The sequence below is a fragment of the Pseudomonas sp. GW822-FHT07A10 genome, assembly GCF_058798795.1.
Window position 1 is genome coordinate 206,644 of the sequence record NZ_JBXAKV010000006.1, and the last position, 17,295, is coordinate 223,938.

The window sequence follows — 17,295 nt, forward strand, 5'->3', positions numbered from 1 at the left end:
AAAATATTGTCATGGATACATCTGCTCATGCCTCGTTCCCGCTACAAATCACTGGTGGATACGTTTGCCGCGGATATTCGTTCAGGGCGCCTGTTGCCGGGCACACGCTTGCCGACTCACCGTCAGTTGGCGACCACGGAAGGCCTGGCCCTGGTGACGGCTAGCCGGGTCTATGCGGAGCTGGAAGCCATGGGCTTGGTCAGCGGGGAGACGGGGCGGGGGACATTCGTCAGGGAAACCTCGTGGTCGCCCAACCAGGCTATCGATCAACACAGCGTTGCCGCCGGCATGACCGACCTGAACTTCAACTATCCGGCGCTACCCGGGCAAGCAGAACTGTTGCGCAATGCCCTGCGTCAGCTCGCCTCGGCCGGTGATCTGGAAGCGTTGCTGCGCTACCAGCCACACGCCGGGCGACCCCATGAGCGCGCCGCTGTAGCGCGCCATCTGCGCGTTCGAGGGCTGACGGTCGAGGCTGAGCAAGTGCTGATCGTCACCGGCGCCCAGCAAGGGCTGGCGGTGACGATGATGGCGCTGTTGCAACCTGGTGACGTGATTGCCGCGGACGCGTTGACCTACCCGGGGTTCAAGGCCCTGGCCGACACGCTGCACCTTGAAATCGTGCCCATTCCGGTGCTTGATCACGGGCCTGATCTGCAAGCGCTGGAAAGCCTGTGCCGGCATCGACGCGTGCGGGCCGTGTACACGATGCCGACCCTGCACAATCCGCTGGGCTGGGTGATGAGTGCCGAGCAACGGGAACACCTGGTGACGATTGCGCGCCAGCATGGGCTGCTGATCATAGAAGACGCCGCTTACGCCTTCCTCGCCGAAAATCCACCCGCGCCGCTGGCGGTACTCGCCCCCGAGAGGACGATTTACGTGTCAGGGCTCTCCAAAAGCGTGGCCACCGGACTGCGCGTCGGCTTCGTCGCCGCCCCCCTGCAGAACGTGCCAGCGCTGGAACGCACAATCAAAGCGACCACCTGGAATACCCCGGGTGTGATGACGGCGATTGCCACCACCTGGCTTGACGACGGCACCGTCATGCAACTGGAAGCCGAAAAGCGCCGGGACGCGCAGGCCCGGCAAATCGTGGCCGGCGAGGTACTGGCGGGGCTGCGCTGTATTCGCCACCCCTCGTCGTATTTTCTTTGGCTGCCATTGTCGGAAGACGCACGGGCCGACCAGATCGCCATGGCGTTGATGCGGGAAAACGTCTCGGTTTCAACCGCCGAACCGTTTGCCACATCGGCCAACGTTCCACATGCGTTTCGCCTGGCGCTGGGCTCCGTGGAGATGGGGGCGCTCAGGGAGGCGCTGGAGAAAGTGAAGTGGGTGGTTGGGGCTTATACATAGTCTCGTTATTACCGAAGAGTATGTGCCTGCGCCGTAGTGGTCAGTAGAGAGCCTTTATTCCAACAACTAGCGCATTACAATCTCACTGAATTTGACGGTAAGCGTCTCATCATTCCCATCTCGAAACACCAACTTGATCGCTGGTGTTTTGCTGAGTTTGCTGTTGCTCTGCTGGAAGATCAGCGTAACGCGTGTAGGTACGTTGCGAATCAGCTGAAAGCGCAGCCAGGCGTTGTCCTCGACCTGGCCCACCCGGATCGACTCGAACTTCAGTGGACCGCCAGACTCGTCGAATAGCCGGGTGCCGTCGTCGAAGCGAAAGCTGCGGTCTACGTTCAGATTGGTCAGTTCAAAAGTGCAGGTGGGCAGACGGCCGATGTTCTCGCAACCCTCCAGTTCGATGCGAATGTTATCCAGCACTTCCATGCGTTTGCCGAGCAGGTTGTTGCCTTCGTTTTCGACTATTTTGGCTTGCAGTTTGGCGAACTCGAAAGAGGGCTTGGCGTATTCGGTGCCTAGGATGAAGAAGCCGAAAGACAAGCCGGCGATCATGAAAAACTGCAACGCGCCGCGGAGCATCGGCGTGAAATTACGAATCTGCCAGCCGATTGAAACGGCTCCCAGAAATATGAATGCACTCACCAGCAGGACCACGTTTTTCCAGCTGATGAAGCTGAAACCGAACACGCTCGGGTCCGGCACGGCATAGGTGATTAACGCCCACATGGCGCCCAGCACGACGCTGAGGCCTGCCATGCCGCGGGTGATCAACGAGGTGAATTTCTGAGTGCGGGTAAGCGGTATTGCTGAGTCTTGCTGGGATATCACGGTGCTGATTCCTTGTTCCGTAGCCGATCGTCCGTCCTTGAAGGTGACTGTCAGGCTGTAGCAATATAAAACCTTGAGAAATCAAGGTCAGAGCCTGGTTGTGGCAGGGGGCCATTATCCAGTAATGGCAGGCTGGGTAAAGACGTGGGAGCACCAATCACGAGTAGGTGAATGGCTCAAGAAAAATTTGCGGATCAATCCAGAGTCTTAAACCGTAAGGAATGACTGAATAGCCGTCGTAGCGACCCGAGAAGGTATTAGACGCAGCGAACTCTAAAAAACGACCACGTTTATCGTTAACGACGCGTATACCCGGGCAATCGAGCATTGAGTACCGCACTATTGGGTTTGGTAGCGGAGCCGCCCACAGCTGGACTTCAACATCGCAATCAAATTGCCAAATGGTCAATTGCAGTCTGACAGCGCCCTGTTCGACGATGTACTGGTGCGAGATCCCGGACTCTCCTTCAGAAGGAGCAACCCCAAGTACGTTGAAAAGGTCAAACGGGTCCCATATCAGCGGTGGCATTGCACTTTCCTTTATCGAAGAGCAGTTCGGGTTGTTTCACGCCCCATCGAGCCCAAATTTTTTGGAGTCCAGGCGTCGCTGTCAGCGTTATCTACAATGGGGTTCCTGGACTCCGAATACCTCATCCATCACTGGTCGATCATGGGTTAGTAAAAAACGCTGATGTTTCTGATACAGCTGCGCCAGGGCAGTCCTGTTCGGTCCGACGACATCCATGCCGCGATCATCGTAGGGAAATGCCATAACCTGCAGGTTCAGGTTGAAAAAGTAGATGTCACAAAACGGGCGGGGCCGAATGTCTCCAATGTCCTTCGCCAATGCACACCATAGAAAGTTCTGAAGTAGCGACAATGGGGCATGAAAGGCGACATTTGCCCAATGCTCTTCTTCATGTTCATTAAACCAATTGTCCGGATGAATGGGGTTAAGCCATCGGGAATGATTCGAGGGGATCTTGATACCGGCCGCCCGAAGCTCCGCTAGAACAGGTCGGTGTGCAAGTGGATTTGCTCTGGAACGAACACGAAGACAGACAACGAGCGATCCTTCCTTGGAGAATATGTCCTCGCAAATGCACCGTGCTTTTTGAAGCGCCAGGAGAAACTGTTCAATGGCAGTTCCCTTTTCGGAAAGGCTGAATCGCAAACCTCCCGGGTAGGAATAGAACAGTGGCCGTTCGAAGGCTTTTCTTTCGTAAACCTCGTCAATTTCACGCTGTAGGTTCACTACTTTACGGTCCTTCGTAAGAGGAGTTAGTAAAAGGGAGTCGGCGGCCAAGAGCACAACTTTAGGCACATCGGGCTTTCCGGCGAGTCCAAAGACCCGTGGGGCCGGGCTTTTGAGGAGCAGGGGCTCTGCTGGGCTGGAATAACCCTCGAATATTTGCTTAAGTCCAGCTATCGCAGCCACACGGGTGCAGCACTTCAATCCCTGAAGGGCGTTCCACCCGGAGAACTCCATGCCTCTTCGATTCCCGCGTTTCGCCGCATTGCTCGCCATCCTCACGATCGGCGTCTTGCCCTGTGCCCAAGCCGTTGAATACACCCGAGTCAACACCACCGCCAGCAAGATCTCCTTCACCTATAACCAGTTCGGCTCCAGGGTGTACGGCACCTTCGGCAAATTCGACGCCACGCTCGATTTCGACACGGCAAACCCCACCGCGGCCCACGCCAGGATGACCATCGACCTTGCCAGCATCGACGCCGGCAGCAGCGATGCCAATGCCGAATTGCAAAAGCCTGCCTGGTTCAACACGGCGGACTATCCGGTGGCGACCTTTGAATCGACCCGGGTGAAAGCGCTGGGCAATCAGCGCTATCTGATCACCGGCAAACTTAACCTCAGGGGCATGACGCGCGAGTTGCAGGTGAAGGTGCTGTTGAAACCGGAGCAGGCCATCGGGATTTTCGATGGCAACATCATTCTCAAACGCAGTGACTTCAAGATCGGGGAGGGGGAGTGGGCCGATACGGTGGTCTCCAACGACATCGACATCCGCTTCCGCATCGTCGCGCCGCAGCGTTGATTTTCCTGCGAGGGGCTCGATCTGTGACAATGGCCGGGCTGATGTTCAGTAAGCCTTGATCCGGAGTCAGAAACGCAATGCCCCAGCTCACCCACTTTGCCACTCCATGCCCGGAGCCCATCAACAGCCAGATTCTGCAGATGGTCGTCGACAACCTGACCGACATCAGCATGGTAGGCATCGCGCCGAGCAACCCGTTGTACAACGTCTATCAATACGCGGTGGGCTATGAGGTTCATCTCTACCTGGAAGCGCTCGGCGGCGCCAAAGGCATTGCGGTCGAGTTGATCGTCGCCATGGATGATGAAGATCCCGAGAAGGTCATCGGGTTTTTGCTGTACCTGCCGGTCAAGGACGATCCCGAGGCCTGCGGCGTGGCGTACATGGCGGTGCAGGCCAGTCACCGGCGACAGGGTGTCGCGCGGGCGATGCTGCAAGACATGCTCGGTCGCTACCCCCATGCCGAGTTGACATGCACCGTCGCCAAGGTGCCCTGGTTCGAGTCGATGGGTTTTCAAGTGCTGGGCGTGCGCGGCACTCAGGTGCTGATGAACACCCGGGATCACGGCACTGAAGGCCTGATGGGTCTGTTGGATGTCACCTCGATCTACAGTTCTTTGGAGGTGCGGCAGATACATACGTATCTGCTGCAAAAACACGGCAAGCGGGCAATGATCGATGCGGAAAAGCAGCGCGACCGGCATCTCGACCAAATGACGCGCAACGCCAAGGCGTTTGTGCTGGATCGTTTGAGCAAAAACGCCGAGCACGGGCCTCGTCCCGTCTAGACTGTCGAGTCCTTTCGGGCGCGCAGGCTGGCCGAGGCGTGATATTCTGTCGCATTAACTTGGTTTGACTTATTCGGTTCGTACGTCCACAGACGTGCGACAGAATCAATGTCGCTCAAGTAGCTGAGCCAATAATGATAAGAAGTCAGTGCACGAGGGACATATAACTGAGGTCGATGGAGACACGTCGGCCTTGTGTGCCCACCTTCAAATCTTTCTGAATGCAGAAACCCGCGGCACGCTGCCTGCGTACCCGTGAACCTGGGTTGCTCATGAATGAAGGTTGGAGGCGGATGGCGTTTATCATAGGTGCTACAAATGTTTAAGAAACTGAACACAGCCCTGCTGGGGCTGGCTTTGTCGATGGGGATCACGTCCGCTTACGCGGAGGCAAAGAAAGTCGATGTGCTGCTCATTGGCGGCGGCATCATGAGTGCAACGTTGGGTGTGTGGCTCAATGAGCTGGAACCCGACTTGTCGATGGAAATGGTCGAGCGCCTCGATGGCGTCGCCCTGGAAAGCTCCAACGGCTGGAACAACGCCGGTACCGGTCACTCCGCCCTGGCCGAGTTGAACTACACCCCGGAAGACGAGAATGGCAAAGTTCAGATCACGAAAGCCGTTGAAATCAACGAAGCCTTCCAGATCTCCCGTCAGTTCTGGGCCTGGCAAGTTCAGCAAGGCGTGCTGAAGAACCCGCGTTCGTTCATCAACTCCACTCCGCACATGAGCTTTGTGTGGGGCGATGACAACATCAAGTTCCTGAAGAAGCGCTACGAAGCCCTGCAAGCAAGCCCGCTGTTCGCCGGCATGCAGTACTCCGAAGACCCGGCAGTGATCAAGAAATGGGTTCCGCTGATGATGGAAGGGCGTGACCCGAACCAGAAAGTCGCGGCCACCTGGAGCCCGCTCGGTAACGACATGAACTTTGGCGAGATCACCCGCCAGTTCGTCGCGCACCTGCAAACCACGCCGAAGTTCGACTTGAAGTTGTCTAGCGAAGTGCAAGACATCACCAAGAACGCAGACGGCAGCTGGCGCGTCAGCTACAAAAACCTGAAAGACGGCACCAAAACCGAAACCGACGCCAAGTTCGTGTTCATCGGCGCGGGCGGCGGTGCACTGCACCTGCTGCAGAAGTCCGGCATTCCTGAAGCTCAGGAATACGCAGGCTTCCCGGTTGGCGGCTCGTTCCTGGTCACCGATAACCCGGCCATCGCCGAACAACACCTGGCCAAGGCCTACGGCAAAGCCTCCGTTGGCGCACCGCCAATGTCGGTTCCGCACCTGGACACCCGTGTCCTGGACGGCAAGCGCGTCATCCTGTTTGGCCCATTCGCGACCTTCAGCACCAAGTTCCTCAAAGAAGGCTCGTACCTGGACCTGCTGAGCACCACCACCACGCACAACGTGTGGCCAATGACCCGCGTCGGCATCAAGGAATACCCACTGGTCGAGTATCTGGCAGGCCAACTGATGCTGTCTGACGAAGACCGCATGAATGCCCTGAAAGAATACTTCCCGAATGCCAAAGCCGAAGACTGGCGCCTGTGGCAAGCCGGCCAGCGCGTGCAAATCATCAAGCGTGATGAAGCCGCCGGTGGCGTGCTGAAGTTGGGTACCGAAATCGTTGCTTCCGCTGACGGCACCATCGCCGGCCTGCTGGGCGCATCGCCAGGTGCATCGACTGCCGCACCGATCATGCTGACCGTGCTGCAGAAAGTGTTCAAGGACAAGGTTGCCACCCCAGCCTGGCAGGAAAAACTGCACCAGATCGTGCCTAGCTATGGCACTCAGCTGAACAGCAGCCCTGAGAAAGTGGCTCAAGAGTGGGCTTACACCGCCAAGGTGCTCGAGCTGACTCCGCCGCCGGTGATTGGTCAGGTGGCGGCTCCTGCTGCTCCTGCTGAGAAGCCTAAGGCTGTGAAAGAGAATGCTGCGACGGATATGGCTCTGTAACTAGAGGCCCTGTCAAAAGCCCACTGAACCGTTGACGGTCAGTGGGCTTTTTTGTGTCTGGGAAGATATCGCCGATACAAAACGACACCCATGAAAACCGAAAGCAACCCAACCCCCGCATTACCCAAAAGCCAAATTGCAAAATTCCGACTTTGGTCTGCCTCACTCTCGTAGAACGGCCCAAAGTAGCCAGACACTGCCACGAATATCAAATTAAACGCCCCAACGGCCAGGGCAACAACAAGGATGACGAACAATGCCCCTTTGACAATTTTCATATGACCTTCCAAAACCATATTTCCTTCGACTCGTGGTAGTCGGAGAAGCTGCCCTCAATGGAAAACCCCAACTGAATACGAGGGTAGCTCAGCCAATCCGTGAGTCTACGTCCGTTCCATAGATCAATATGATCGCCGCTGCGATTGCCGAAGGTCTCGTTCCCTCGGCGCCAGAAATCCTTGAAGAAAATGATGCCTTGTTGCCCTTCAAGATCATCTTCGAAGTCCTTCGGCTTTATCTTTTTGATGGCGTGCAGCCCGGGTATTTTGGCTTGGCTTAACGCCTGCGCGATCTCTTCTGCTGCCAATACATGCCCTTCGCTCTTGGGGTGCTGCCAACAGTGGCGGACATCCTTGAGCTTGCCGAGATCAGCACCTGCCCGGCGTAGTGCCACACCGAGGTTGATAGCACACTGATCACTGAAGTTTTTGGCGCCGTTGGTTCTGCACGGAGCTGCGTCTCCAAATATTTCTGGGTGGTTTTTCCATAACGTGTCGAATGTGAGCACCCTGCCTTCTCCCTGTGGCCCTTTAATCCTGACGGCTAGCCTAGCAGAAGGCCCTGTTTGCTGAAGAGACCTCTCAGAGGTCAATGGAAAAATCGGAATATTCCTTCATCCTGCCGTAGGGAAGCGCAGTCTGTGACAAGCCGGCCAACGCGTGCAAATCATCAAGCAGCGCCATCGCCGGCCTGCTGGGCGCATCGCCAGGCACGTCGACTACCGCAGCGATCATGCTCTGCCTCTACCGTCCCGGCACGACTGTATATCCGGTACGTGAAGCAGCATTGCCAGTCGCTCACCGTAACTTTGCTTTTTCCCTCTTCAAACATTCATCCATTGCTCTTTCTTGCACTGCTAATATCTTGTTTTGAGGTTGATAGAGTCCCGGCACGGTTGTATATCCGGTACGTGAAGCGGCATTGTCTTTCGCTCCCTGTAACTTTGCTTTTTCCGCCTTCAAACATTCATCCATCGCTCTTTCTTGCTCTGCCGATACATCGATTTGAGGTCCGCTGGTGTCATAACTTGGCGCGTCGTTTTTAATGGTGTCATCCTTCAATGGCTCCAATGAGCTAGTAATGCCGCTTGAACTGCTGTCGTCTGTTTTAGTTTCAGTCGCAGCTTGGCTTGAGTTCTGACTGACAGGGTTTTCACTCGATGTAACGGTGTTTGCGGTGGGGGGCTCGCTAGCTGTGCTAGGTTTCAGAGGGAGGGTAGCGGGAGCGGAGACGGTGTCTACTCTAACGGTTGACTTATTTTTCTTAGTCGATTTATTGCTGTTTTTTTGCGTTTTCTTAGCCATTGAAAAAGCAGAGTTTAGTTCTTTTTTGTTCTTGTGAATAAGGCTGTCTATCGGCACATAGCTAATAATTTGGTTGGGCTTTCTTTTAATATTTGAATTATAAAATTTCACTTGCTTCTGCGTTAGCTGGATATCGGCAACAGGCGACAATCGAACGAGGCCAAAAATCGCCTCGCGAGCAATAGCGTATGTCAGTTGATCAAGGCTGTAAGAAAAACTATTACTGGGTTTTGGTATGGCAGAGGATGGTGCTATTAATTCAATGGCACTGTCATGCCTGGAGAGTATTTTTCCTGCCGCTAAATCTTTATATGTGTAAACAACATTGCATTTCGATCGAGTCCCGCCTCGGGCGTTGCTTATAGATACTGAAGATATTTCTGTACTGATTTCAATGCGGCCGCTGTAATGTCCAAATTCGATAAAGCGATCACTGTTATGGATTTCTTTCTGGGTCGCATCCTTGATGGCATTTCCCCAGTTTGAAATTTGTAATTCGCCTGAAAAGTTATTGTCTATATCTACATTTTCTTTGGTTTTTATTTCTGCAGGAAGCACAATAACATCTACGTTGTATGCAAGGTCATAATAGTCAATATCAGGAACGATGCTCTTGTTTCTTTCGCTTGAGACTTCTGAATAATTTCTTATGCTGGCACAACTCGTCACTCCGAAAAAGCTAAAAGCCAGCACGAGTAAGGCAGTTGTTTTTTTTATCGACATGTTACCCTCCCATAATTATTGATTAAGGGCTTGCGTTGTCGTTGACGCATAACAATGATTGGACCGAATTCGGCGGTAACGAAATAATAGAAGCCTCTAGATAACTCTGCGCTACCAATTCCGATATTTTTAAAAGTCTATATAAATCATAGGCCTATATTTCACGCCCAACCCCTCAGCTATAATCGCGCGACTTCTGTTTTTTGACGTCAATATCCTGTTGGCTCAGATTGATCCGCAGGAGTAGGTGAAGTTCAAGACGGTATCTACGGTCACCAACTGCCTGTGCTCAACCAGTTCAGGCATATAACAGGGAGCCATGAAATCAAGGCTCCACCACTGGTCTTTCGGATCATTCTTTCCTGACAAGGGATCAGAGGACTGGCAGCCGTGTTCAAACTGAATGTCCGCCCCCCGGGAGAGATGAAATCCGGTCCCATTACTCTGGCTTCAACAGCATCTCTACCCATCACCGACTACACTTTCTCCAGCCAGTCCGGGCAATCGTCCGGGGGCACACTCCAGGAGGAATCATGACAAGGAAAAATGTCTCCAGCCCTGAACCCCCAGCAACCGAAGCCAACGTGCTGTTGAGCCCGCCCGACATAGCTGCTCTCGCCGAGATATCCATCACTGATCCTGACAAAATGCACCCAGCGTGGATCAAGGAGCAGTTTCCCGAGTACGTGGACCCGCATGCAGGCCATGAGGCCAGGACGGTTCGCGAGATTAACCACAAAGGGCACGTTGTCCGGATCGTGACTACCTATCAGGTAGAGGTGGATGGCGCTCCGGTCCAGGCGCATCTGTTTGTGGACGATGCTGGGCAGGTCCATACGCACGCCACTCCATTCGTTTCTTACGGGTCGGCTCTCGATTTGATGACAGCGGTGATCGATGCCTATCCCGAGTCTTTCGCCAAGAGCGATGGCGACGGGGGAGAGCACTCCGACCATCCCGTCCACCATGATCACGGAGCACATCATGATCAGGTCTAATGCAGTTAAAGATCTCGCGGCGCTCCAGAAATACGTCGAAGGGGTGAAGCGGCTCAAGGACCCCGTGCAGAATCCCTGGCCTGGGCAGGCCAATCTCTCGATTTATGACTCCTTGGTGGCCTGGCACCACCGAGCCATGATGATTTCAACGCCTGCGGGCCAGATGGCCAGGAATGCTGCGCATGGAGGCCCGTCATTTTTACCGTGGCATCGCTACTTTCTCGTGCGGCTGGAATCGTTGCTTCGCAAAGCGGTAAACGACCCACACTTTCGAATTCCGTACTGGGACTGGAACACTGACGCGGAACTTCAGGACCCCAGGACATCAGTCATCTGGTCGAATCAGTACCTTGGACAGTTCGTGGACGGGAAGTGGCGGGTACGACTGATGGGTGACGGCCGCACCATGGAACTGGGCCGGGTAAACCGCCCTCTGGTGCGTTATCTGGGTGGAGACGGAGCACTGCCCAGTCGAGCCAATGTACGCAAGGTCATCCAGGAAAATACCGTGTATGACAAAACACCCTACGACGCGGCGCAATCCACCGGTGGTGCGCGCAACTCCATCGAGGGATGGGCGGGCAAAGAGCGCATTCATAACAACGTCCATGTGTGGGTCGGCGGTGACATGGGGTTGTCATCTTCGCCAAACGACCCGGTGTTCTTTCTGCATCATTGCAATGTCGACCGACTCTGGGCTGCATGGCAAGCGAAGCATCCCACCGCCGCTTACGTACCTGACGCAGCGGCTCCCGATACGCTCAAGTTCCATCGGATCGATGATCCGATGTACAGCCCTTTTCCGGAAAAGGTGACACCTCGAGATGTTCTGAATTACAGCCAGTACTACAAGTACGACACTTTGAGCGACCTGCTTTAGGCAGCATCAAGCGGGGGAGCCTCTAGTCATACTGAACGCCTGCGCTTGCAGACTCGTTTGTATCAACGCAGCCAATTGTCGGGGGGCAGGCGCCAAGTGTTCTGCTCCTCGATGAAGTACATAGCCGAGGGTCGGCAACGAGGGTAGACCGGCAATCATGGCGAGATGCGCTGGCAGCCCAATGCGAGTTCGCAATGTGAGGCCCAAACCGGCCGCAACGGCCGCCCAGATTCCACCAACGCTGGGGCTGGTCAGCGCGATTCGCCAGGGAATCCGCGCCTCATCCAGTGCCTGGGTTGCCGCGCTGCGTAACACGCAAGGGGCGTCGAACATGATCAATGGCAGGGGGGAATCGACAGAGCCGTTGATGGGGGGCGCGTCACGAGGCCCGATCCAGTGCATCTGCGTTTCACCCAGGTGCGTGGCGTAGGGGGATTTGTGCCCTGTGTCCCAAGACAGGGCCAGGTCCAGGCCACCGCTGTCGATCAATGCAAGCAGTTCGGTATTACGCGCGATCCTGACTTCGAGGCTCACCATCGGGTACATCTTGACGTAGCGTCGCAGTATGTCGCTGAGAAAGTGTTCGCCAAAGTCTTCCTGAAGCCCAAGGCGTACCGTGGCGGCGGTCTGGCTTTCGTGCAGGGTCTGGAAAATGCTGTCGTTCAATTCAAGCAGTCGGCGTGCATGGCTGAGCAGGGTTTCACCCACCGGCGTCAACACCAACCCTCGACCGGATTTTGACAGCACTGGTGTGCCTACCTGTTCCTCAAGCTTCTTGAGTTGTGCGCTTACGGCAGACGTCGAGCGGTTGAGGCGATCCGCCGCCTTGGTAAAGCTGTTGAACTCCACACCGGTCACGAAAGTACGCAGCACATCAAGATCGAAGGTCGGACGGCGCATCGAATCATCCATTAATTCGGGACTAAGGACGCTATTAAATCTGATATTCGGAATGATCGCGACTTGATAGTTTTCCCCGGTCAGTTGGATTTTCAGGAGTAGGTCTTAATGCCATTTGCACGTATTTCACTGCACCGGGGAAAGTCTGCCGAGTATTTACAGGCCCTCTCACAAGGGCTGCACGATGCCTTGGTAGAAAGCTTCGAAGTGCCGATGGCCGACCGGTTCCAGGTCATTCACCAACACGAAGTGGGCGAACTGATCTTTGACCCCAACTACCTGGGCGGTCCGCGCAGCCATGACTTTGTGCTAATCGCGATCACTGCCGGTCGCCCTCGAGACATTGAGACGAAACAGCGTTTCTATCGCAACCTGGTCGAGAGACTGGGCCGAGCGCCGGGCATCGATTCTGAGGACGTGATGGTGGTGATTACCACGACCGCGGCAGATGAGTGGTCGTTTGGTGGCGGGCGGGGCAACTAGTTCCTACGCGGTTGTGTGTAAAACACCTGACGCCGTGGTGTCCACACAGATGAGTCAGGCAGGGTGCCAAAACAAACAAGGGATATCGAGTGGTTACGTCAACGGGCGAACTGACGATACGTCAGATATCAGCGCTTTCTCCGGAAATCCTGATACTGGAAGCGGAGGCCGTTACAGAGGGTTTCAGGTTTCTCACGCGCTTGGTTGCAGATTGGAAAAAAGGGTCGAATCGATTCGATCAACCAGGTGAATGTCTTTTGGGAGCCTTCCGCAACGGGCAACTGATGGCCATCGGTGGTCTTTCATATGATCCATATGCCGGGTCGGATATCGGGAGACTACGGCGGGTATACGTCGCGCGCGCATCAAGGGGCCAGAATGTGGGTAAAGCTCTGGTGGAGCGGCTTCTGGAATATGCGGCTCAGAGATTCCGTGTCGTGCGCCTATCCACGGATACCCCAGAGGGATCGGCATTTTACCTTCGCTGCGGGTTCCAACAGATACACGATGATTTTGCGACTCATGTGAAGTCATTAGTAGACGCCACATAACCAGGGCGACGTGTTTAAGATCAAAAGATCGCAGCCTTCGGCAGCTACAGGGGGCGTGAATCGCGGATCTGATCCGTATTTTTCTTGGCTATCTGCATCTGTAATGGGATCAGCCTGCGGCTCACAATGACGGCACGGTCAGCAGTGGTGGTAACCGCTGCACCGCAAACTCATAGCGTAGGAGGCCCCATGGGCAAGATGGCAATTTTCCTGGGTGGATTTCTGGTGTTGACCATTTTGATTGGCGCGCTGGCCACGATTTCTCCCGTTTAGTCTCGTCCTGCGATCAGCAAAAAGCACAACGCCTCCACACATGGAGGTGTTGGTTTTCTTCGGACAAGCTGATGGCAGAGGGGGATCAAGACCGCTTCAACGAATATGCTTGGAATAGGCCGCCTTAAGTGCCTCGGATACAAGGGCAATCAGTATCGGGGTCGAGCTGGACTGCATGTCTCTGCCGATGTCAGTTCGACGCTCCAGCACTTTGCCAGCGTATTTGGATGCCTGGCCTTCAGACGCGAGTGATAACAGCTCTTCTTCAGTAAAAGACTTCTCATAAGCCGCAGCAAGATTTTGATTCCATTTCGGCTGGTACTGCGGAAGTAGTGCGTCAATTTCGCTCGATACGGCACTGTGTGCTTTTTCACTTCCTAACTTTTCAATGAGCATCGCAAAGGTTTGCGTTTTCTTTGCCGCCAACAGCGCCAGCGTTGGCAGGCTGTCACCCACATGGGTTTGAGCAACAAAAGCGAGCGCTGTCTTATGCGCAAGTACTTCAGCAGTGACCGTGGTGGACAACACGATGGGCGCTACGAATGCGACCGCGACACACAAAGACCTCATCAATTGATCTGGCTCCTTCGGTTCGCCACGTCGGTGATGCGCCACTGCGATAGGTGGTTTAATCGCAATCACACAGAGAACCCTAGTTGGGAAAAACCTTTGTCGCTAGTGCTTCGGTTCCACTTGGGATTGAACCTGAGAGCCAAGCCATAAAAAGCCCACTGAACCAGTAACGGTCAGTGGGCTTTTTTCACGCTGGATTGAGCGCTTGCATCACCTCAGGTCAAACCGATCCAGATTCATCACCTTGACCCAGGCTGCCACGAAGTCTTTCACAAACTTCTCCTTCGCGTCGTTGCTGGCATAAACCTCAGCCAACGCCCTCAGCTGTGCATTCGAGCCAAACACCAGATCAACACGCGTCCCTGTCCATTTGAGATCGCCGGTTTTGCGGTCGCGTCCCTCGAACTCTTCATTGGCCTGCGACACCGGTTTCCATTCCACGCCCATGTCGAGCAGGTTTTTGAAGAAGTCGTTGGTCAACGCTCCCGGTTGCTTCGTGAACACGCCGTGTTGGGTTTGGCCGACGTTGGTGTTCAGCACGCGCAGGCCACCAATGAGCACGGTCATTTCCGGCGCGGTGAGGGTCAGCAGCTGGGCCTTGTCGATCAGCAGTGCCTCGGCCGGTACGCGATAGCGGGTTTTGAGGTAGTTGCGGAAGCCATCGGCGGCGGGTTCGAGGTAGCCGAAGGATTCAACGTCCGTTTGCTCTTGCGAGGCGTCCATGCGGCCCGGTGTGAAAGGCACCGTGATGGTCTGGCCGGCATTTTTTGCCGCTTGTTCGACGCCGGCACAACCGGCCAGCACGATCAGGTCGGCCAGGGAGATTTTCTTGCCGCCGGTTTGCGCGCTGTTGAACTCGTTCTGGATGCTTTCGAGTTTCGCCAACACGCTCGCCAGTTGCTCAGGCTGGTTGGCCTGCCAGGATTTCTGCGGGGCCAGACGCAGGCGTCCGCCGTTGGCGCCGCCACGTTTGTCGGAGCCGCGGAAGGTGGAGGCCGCTGCCCAGGCGGTCGATACCAGTTGCGAGACGGTCAGGCCGCTGGCCAGGAGCTTGCCCTTGAGTGCGGCGATGTCGCTGTCGTTGACCAAGGTATGGTCGACCGGCGGGATCGGGTCTTGCCACAGGAGTACTTCGTTGGGCATTTCCGGGCCGAGGTAGCGGGAGAGGGGGCCCATGTCGCGGTGGATCAGTTTGAACCAGGCGCGGGCGAAGGCGTCGGCCAACTGGTCCGGATTGGCGAGGAAGCGCCGCGAAATCGGTTCATAGATCGGGTCGAATCGCAGTGACAGGTCCGTGGTCAGCATGGTCGGGTTACGCCGCTTGGACGGGTCGTGAGCATCCGGAATGATGCCCGCGCCGGCACCGCCTTTCGCCGTCCACTGGTTGGCGCCCGCCGGGCTCTTGGTCAGTTCCCACTCGAAGCCGAACAGGTTTTCCAGGTAGTTGTTGCTCCATTTGGTGGGCGTGGTGGTCCAGGTCACTTCCAGGCCGCTGGTGATGGTGTCGCCGCCTTTACCGCTGCCGAATTTGCTCTTCCAGCCCAGGCCCTGTTGTTCGAGACCCGCGGCTTCGGGCTCGGCGCCGACGTTGTCGGCAGGGCCGGCGCCGTGGGTTTTGCCGAAAGCGTGGCCGCCAGCGATCAGCGCCACGGTTTCTTCGTCATTCATTGCCATGCGCCCGAAGGTTTCGCGGATATCTATCGCCGCAGCGACCGGGTCCGGGTTGCCTTCCGGGCCTTCGGGATTGACGTAGATCAGGCCCATTTGCACGGCGGCAAGCGGGTTCTCCAGGTTGCGTTCGCCGGGTTGTTGCGTGGCTTCTTTGTCTTTGCCGTAGCGGACGTCACCGCCCAGCCACGTGCTTTCGGTGCCCCAGTAGACGTCTTCATCCGGTTCCCAGACGTCTGGCCGACCGCCGGAAAAGCCAAAGGTCTTGAAGCCCATGGACTCCAGCGCGACGTTGCCGGTGAGGACGATCAGGTCAGCCCAGGAGATGTTGTTGCCATACTTTTGCTTGATCGGCCAAAGCAGCCGGCGCGCCTTGTCGAGGCTGACGTTGTCCGGCCAGCTGTTGAGCGGGGCGAAGCGCTGCTGACCGGAGCCGGCACCGCCACGACCGTCACCGACGCGGTACGTGCCGGCGGCGTGCCAGGCCATGCGAATAAACAGTGGCCCATAGTGACCGAAGTCCGCAGGCCACCAGTCTTGCGAATCAGTCATCAGTGCATGCAGGTCTTGCTTGACCGCCGCAAAGTCCAGTTTTTTGAACGCTTCGGCGTAGTTGAAGCCCTCGTCCATGGGGTCGGACAGGGGCGAGTGTTGGTGCAGGATCCTCAGATTCAGTTGGTTCGGCCACCAATCGCGGTTCGTCGTGCCACCGCCAGCGGCGGCGTGATTGAACGGGCATTTCGATTCATTTGCCATGTGTGCGCTACCTTTGGTCGTGTTCATCCGGCTATCCGGCCCGGGGTTGGGCACGCAATAGCGACGAGCGGAATCAATGACATAGGCTGCAGCCGTGCGATCAATTGATCGTCGTGGTCACACGGGAAATCCGGATAGCGGCAATCGAGTTGCCAGCACGGTGGCCCACGGCAAGCCTAGTACGTTTCCTGACTCATTCGTATCTCTTCTCAGGTCTCAACCGGCCGGCTGACGCCAGCGCTCCAGTAAGGGTAGACGCCTATAAAGCAGTCAGCTAATAGGGGGAGTATTGGGGGGTGATAGGGATAGTCTTTTATCTGAGCCGTCGAGATGGAGCCGCTGTTACGCGTTTCTTTTATCCAGCGCCGGCAAAACGTAATCTGTCGCATCGACCTTTGGATGGAACCAAACCAATGCTGCTAACCCACCGCCCCGTCAGTGCTGAAGACGTGTTGACGATTTGCGACTTTCCTCAAACGCCCCAAGAGCTTTTTTTCATGTTCCCGAAGGCGCAGTACCCGCTGACGGAAGCTCAGCTGCTTGCATCGATAGCTCAACGCTCGGACTCAACGGTGGTTGAAGGGGATAATGCTGTTGTCGGTTTTGCTAACTTTTATTCGTTTGAGCGCGATGGCGTTTGCGCGATCGGCAATGTGATCGTTTCACCCACGGCTCGGGGGAAAGGTGTCGCGAGGTTTTTGGTGGAAACGATGGTGGGGCTGGCGTTTGAACGTCATCGGGCAAGCGAGGTGCAGCTTTCGTGCTTCAACGAGAACACGGCGGGGCTACTTTTGTATCCGCAGCTCGGGTTTGTGCCGTTTGGGGTTGAAGAGCGGGTGTCGCAGGATGGGCGCCGTGTAGCACTGATACAGATGCGAAAGATTCGGGGGATGGAAGGTATCGTATGATGAGTCTT

The 17,295-nt window shown here is 55.8% G+C and carries 18 protein-coding genes and 1 pseudogene; 10 read left to right on the plus strand and 9 right to left on the minus strand.

The genetic code is table 11. From position 1 onward, the window contains the following. Window positions 1-27 precede the first annotated feature (27 nt). Window positions 28-1,359, plus strand: coding sequence for an aminotransferase-like domain-containing protein (locus tag AC1RL4_RS13040; RefSeq protein WP_064616935.1), 1,332 nt, complete (start codon window positions 28-30; stop codon window positions 1,357-1,359). Window positions 1,360-1,425: 66 nt separating this feature from the next. On the opposite strand, the gene AC1RL4_RS13045 is transcribed toward AC1RL4_RS13040, so the two are convergent. The 3 genes from AC1RL4_RS13045 to AC1RL4_RS13055 form a co-directional block, all read right to left on the minus strand. Continuing rightward, complete coding sequence (locus AC1RL4_RS13045; RefSeq protein ID WP_018928175.1) at window positions 1,426-2,187, minus strand: hypothetical protein; 762 nt, start codon at window positions 2,185-2,187, stop codon at window positions 1,426-1,428. Window positions 2,188-2,344: 157 nt separating this feature from the next. Beyond that, a complete protein-coding gene (locus AC1RL4_RS13050; RefSeq protein ID WP_018928174.1) occupies window positions 2,345-2,716 on the minus strand; it encodes a hypothetical protein in 372 nt (123 codons plus the stop codon). An 87-nt stretch (window positions 2,717-2,803) separates the two neighbouring features. Beyond that, complete coding sequence (locus AC1RL4_RS13055) at window positions 2,804-3,676, minus strand: DUF3885 domain-containing protein (protein ID WP_461772276.1); 873 nt, start codon at window positions 3,674-3,676, stop codon at window positions 2,804-2,806. Between AC1RL4_RS13055 and AC1RL4_RS13060 the strand changes: the two genes are divergently transcribed. The 3 genes from AC1RL4_RS13060 to mqo all read left to right on the plus strand — a co-directional run bounded on the left by AC1RL4_RS13060 (window position 3,675) and on the right by mqo (window position 6,991). Next, a complete protein-coding gene (locus AC1RL4_RS13060) occupies window positions 3,675-4,244 on the plus strand; it encodes a YceI family protein (RefSeq protein ID WP_028939714.1) in 570 nt (189 codons plus the stop codon). The two genes, AC1RL4_RS13055 and AC1RL4_RS13060, sit on opposite strands and share 2 nt — an antisense overlap. A 77-nt stretch (window positions 4,245-4,321) precedes the next feature. Further along, window positions 4,322-5,032 (plus strand): GNAT family N-acetyltransferase, encoded by a 711-nt coding sequence (locus AC1RL4_RS13065; protein WP_018928170.1) that lies wholly within the window; start codon window positions 4,322-4,324, stop codon window positions 5,030-5,032. Between the two features lie 318 nt (window positions 5,033-5,350). Then, window positions 5,351-6,991 carry a malate dehydrogenase (quinone) gene (gene mqo, locus AC1RL4_RS13070; protein WP_230172793.1) on the plus strand — a complete coding sequence of 547 codons (1,641 nt, stop codon included), beginning with the start codon at window positions 5,351-5,353 and terminating at the stop codon, window positions 6,989-6,991. A gap of 38 nt (window positions 6,992-7,029) precedes the next feature. Here the strand turns inward: mqo and AC1RL4_RS13075 are convergent, their stop codons facing one another. Both AC1RL4_RS13075 and AC1RL4_RS13080 read right to left on the minus strand, forming a co-directional pair. Next, window positions 7,030-7,269, minus strand: a complete 240-nt coding sequence (locus tag AC1RL4_RS13075) for a hypothetical protein (protein ID WP_172901202.1) — start codon at window positions 7,267-7,269, stop codon at window positions 7,030-7,032. After that, window positions 7,266-7,778 carry a type VI secretion system amidase effector protein Tae4 gene (locus tag AC1RL4_RS13080; protein WP_230172792.1) on the minus strand — a complete coding sequence of 171 codons (513 nt, stop codon included), beginning with the start codon at window positions 7,776-7,778 and terminating at the stop codon, window positions 7,266-7,268. Before AC1RL4_RS13080 ends, AC1RL4_RS13075 begins: the two co-directional genes overlap by 4 nt. Window positions 7,779-7,914: 136 nt before the next feature. Between AC1RL4_RS13080 and AC1RL4_RS13085 the strand changes: the two are divergent. Then, a pseudogene (locus AC1RL4_RS13085) lies at window positions 7,915-8,008 on the plus strand (hypothetical protein); the annotation flags it as partial. A 59-nt stretch (window positions 8,009-8,067) separates the two neighbouring features. Here the strand turns inward: AC1RL4_RS13085 and AC1RL4_RS13090 are convergent. After that, window positions 8,068-9,297, minus strand: a complete 1,230-nt coding sequence (locus AC1RL4_RS13090) for a hypothetical protein (protein WP_230172789.1) — start codon at window positions 9,295-9,297, stop codon at window positions 8,068-8,070. Between the two features lie 533 nt (window positions 9,298-9,830). On the opposite strand from AC1RL4_RS13090, the gene AC1RL4_RS13095 reads away from it, so the two are divergent. Both AC1RL4_RS13095 and AC1RL4_RS13100 read left to right on the plus strand, forming a co-directional pair. Further along, entirely contained in the window at window positions 9,831-10,295 is a 465-nt protein-coding gene (locus AC1RL4_RS13095; RefSeq protein ID WP_019582071.1) for a hypothetical protein, read from the plus strand. Beyond that, a complete protein-coding gene (locus AC1RL4_RS13100) occupies window positions 10,282-11,175 on the plus strand; it encodes a tyrosinase family protein (protein ID WP_019582072.1) in 894 nt (297 codons plus the stop codon). The genes AC1RL4_RS13095 and AC1RL4_RS13100 overlap by 14 nt, the downstream gene beginning before the upstream one ends. A gap of 6 nt (window positions 11,176-11,181) precedes the next feature. Here the strand turns inward: AC1RL4_RS13100 and AC1RL4_RS13105 are convergent, their stop codons facing one another. Further along, window positions 11,182-12,075, minus strand: a complete 894-nt coding sequence (locus AC1RL4_RS13105; protein ID WP_230172787.1) for a LysR substrate-binding domain-containing protein — start codon at window positions 12,073-12,075, stop codon at window positions 11,182-11,184. A 108-nt stretch (window positions 12,076-12,183) separates the two neighbouring features. Here AC1RL4_RS13105 and AC1RL4_RS13110 point away from each other — a divergent pair, with 108 nt between their 5' ends. Together AC1RL4_RS13110 and AC1RL4_RS13115 are read left to right on the plus strand one after the other, a co-directional pair. Continuing rightward, complete coding sequence (locus tag AC1RL4_RS13110; protein WP_204124335.1) at window positions 12,184-12,558, plus strand: tautomerase family protein; 375 nt, start codon at window positions 12,184-12,186, stop codon at window positions 12,556-12,558. Between the two features lie 89 nt (window positions 12,559-12,647). Continuing rightward, a complete protein-coding gene (locus tag AC1RL4_RS13115; protein WP_230172786.1) occupies window positions 12,648-13,109 on the plus strand; it encodes a GNAT family N-acetyltransferase in 462 nt (153 codons plus the stop codon). 369 nt (window positions 13,110-13,478) lie between these two features. Here AC1RL4_RS13115 and AC1RL4_RS13120 read toward each other — a convergent pair whose 3' ends face one another. Together AC1RL4_RS13120 and katG are read right to left on the minus strand one after the other, a co-directional pair. Beyond that, window positions 13,479-14,024: a hypothetical protein gene (locus tag AC1RL4_RS13120; RefSeq protein WP_230172783.1), complete on the minus strand. Its 546-nt coding sequence runs from the start codon at window positions 14,022-14,024 to the stop codon at window positions 13,479-13,481. Between the two features lie 141 nt (window positions 14,025-14,165). After that, the gene (gene katG, locus AC1RL4_RS13125; RefSeq protein WP_230172774.1) at window positions 14,166-16,406 is read right to left on the minus strand and encodes a catalase/peroxidase HPI; all 2,241 of its coding nucleotides are present in this window, start codon (window positions 16,404-16,406) and stop codon (window positions 14,166-14,168) included. A 386-nt stretch (window positions 16,407-16,792) separates the two neighbouring features. On the opposite strand from katG, the gene AC1RL4_RS13130 reads away from it, so the two are divergent. Beyond that, window positions 16,793-17,287 (plus strand): GNAT family N-acetyltransferase, encoded by a 495-nt coding sequence (locus tag AC1RL4_RS13130; RefSeq protein WP_230172772.1) that lies wholly within the window; start codon window positions 16,793-16,795, stop codon window positions 17,285-17,287. Window positions 17,288-17,295: the final 8 nt, after the last annotated feature.